This window comes from Actinoplanes sp. NPDC051633 (genome assembly GCF_040681735.1).
Lineage (GTDB): Bacteria > Actinomycetota > Actinomycetes > Mycobacteriales > Micromonosporaceae > Actinoplanes.
On sequence record NZ_JBFAZH010000380.1, the window covers coordinates 1 to 2,079 of the forward strand.

General features: G+C 72.3%; 3 protein-coding genes. 1 reads left to right on the forward strand and 2 read right to left on the reverse strand.

Features of this window, described 5'->3' with window-relative positions:
- Both AB0M20_RS21140 and AB0M20_RS21145 read right to left on the reverse strand, forming a co-directional pair.
- Positions 1-332 (reverse strand): FAD-dependent oxidoreductase (locus AB0M20_RS21140; protein ID WP_364300557.1); only part of this gene is annotated, 332 nt, incomplete at its 3' end.
- Positions 333-390: 58 nt separating this feature from the next.
- Entirely contained in the window at positions 391-1,137 is a 747-nt protein-coding gene (locus AB0M20_RS21145; RefSeq protein ID WP_364300559.1) for an IclR family transcriptional regulator, read from the reverse strand.
- 77 nt (positions 1,138-1,214) lie between these two features.
- Here AB0M20_RS21145 and pcaH point away from each other — a divergent pair, with 77 nt between their 5' ends.
- On the forward strand, positions 1,215-1,955 hold the full coding sequence (pcaH, locus tag AB0M20_RS21150) for a protocatechuate 3,4-dioxygenase subunit beta (RefSeq protein ID WP_364300561.1): 741 nt from the start codon (positions 1,215-1,217) through the stop codon (positions 1,953-1,955).
- Positions 1,956-2,079 lie beyond the last annotated feature (124 nt).

The window sequence follows — 2,079 nt, forward strand, 5'->3', positions numbered from 1 at the left end:
GCGGCGACCAAGTCCTTCTGCACCTCGGTCTGGCCGTAGACCCAGACCCCGCGGCCGATCAGGTCGACGAAGTCGAGGTGCTTGCGCTCCCCCGGCCACTGCAGATAGATGCCGCGGTGCGGGTCGCCCTCGGCACGCAGCCGGGACCCGAGCCCAGCCTCGGTCAGCACGTCCACCGAGGACTGCTCGAGGATGCCGGCCCGGATGCGGGACGCGACGTACTCCTGGGACCGGGTTTCGATCACCGCCACGTCGACGCCTGCCCTGGTGAGCAGGTGGGCGAGCAGCAGGCCGGCCGGGCCCGCGCCGATGACCGCGACCTCGGTACGCATGCCGCCAGCAAACGGCCGCCGCACCGAAGCGGCAAGCGGGGGCTTCCGCTGAATGGAATCAGAGCAGGGTGCGCCCGATGCCGTGGGCGGCGACCTGCAGCGCCGACACCAGGCGGGCCTTGTCGCGCTGGAAGCCGGCCACCACGATCCCCAGCGCGGCGACCACCTCGCCGCCGGAGCGCACCGGCACCGCCACCGAGCAGGCGCCCAGGCTCATCTCCTCGCTGGTGGTCGCGTACCCGTCGCTGTGCACGCGGCGGATCTGGTCGAGCAGCCGGCCGGGCTGGGTCACCGTGTACGGCGTGACCCTGGTCAGGTTGCCCAGCACCTCGGCCCGAACGTCCTCCGGCGCGTACGCGAGGAGCACCTTGCCCACCCCGGTAGCGTGCATCGGCAGCCGCGACCCGACCTGGCTGACCACCGGCACGGAGGCGTGCCCGGAGACCCGTTCGACATACAGCACCGACGTCCCGTCGCGCACCGCCAGGTGCACGGTGGCGAGCGTGGCGCCGTAGAGGTCGTGCAGGAACGGCGAGGCGGCGTGCCGCAGCCCGGTCTCCACCGGCGCGAGCAGCCCCAGGTCCCACATCCGGCGACCCACCACGTACGCCCCGTCCGGCCGCCGGACCAGCACCTCTCCGCGCGCCAGCTCGCCGACCAGCCGGTGCGCGGTGGCCAGCGGGATGTCCGCGCGCTGCGCCAGCTCGGTCAGGCTCAGGCTGCGGTGATCGTCGTCGAATGCGGCCAGCAGCGCCAGCACCCGCGAGGTCACGCTGACCCTGGGCTGCGCGCTGTTCCCGGCCACCCGCACATCCTGCCACCCTTTCACTGGACGGAAGGCAAAAGTCGCCCGCGGACGGGCGCCGCCCTAACGTCCGGAACGTGACCGAGACGCAGGCGGAGATCAGCGCCGAGATCGCCAAGCTCGAGGCGGCCGATGCCGGCACCGGTGTGCCGCAGCCGCGGCGGGACTATCCGCCGTACCGCAGCAGCCTCCTGCGGCATCCGACGAAGAGCATGGTGCACGCCGATCCGGAGACGATCGAGCTGTGGGCGCCGTGCTTCGGGCACCAGGACGTCGCCGCCGAGGAGGCGGACCTCACCATCCAGCACACCGGCGAGCCGATCGGTGAGCGGATGGTCGTCACCGGCCGGGTCACCGACGGCGACGGGCGCCCGGTCCGGCACCAGCTCGTGGAGATCTGGCAGGCCAACGCCGGCGGCCGGTACATCCACAAGCGCGACCAGCACCCGGCGCCGCTGGATCCGAACTTCACCGGCGCGGGCCGCTGCCTGACCGACGCGGACGGCAACTACCGCTTCCAGACCGTCAAGCCCGGCCCGTACCCGTGGCGCAACCACCTCAACGCCTGGCGCCCGGCGCACATCCACTTCTCCCTGTTCGGCACCGACTTCACCCAGCGGCTGGTCACCCAGATGTACTTCCCGGGCGACCCGCTCTTTCCGCTCGACCCGATCTACCAGTCGATCACCGACGCGAGGGCCCGTGCGCGGCTGATCGCCACCTACGACCACGAGGTGACCGCACCGGAGTGGTCGACCGGATACCGCTGGGACATCGTGCTCACCGGCGGCCACCGCACCCCGGAGGTGGACGCATGACGACGCCGGGCCAGACCGTCGGGCCGTTCTTCCACTACGCCCTGCCTTACGACGGCGGCGCCGACCTGGTGCCGCCGGGTTTCCCGGGCGCGATCCGGCTGCACGGCCACGTGTACGACGGGCA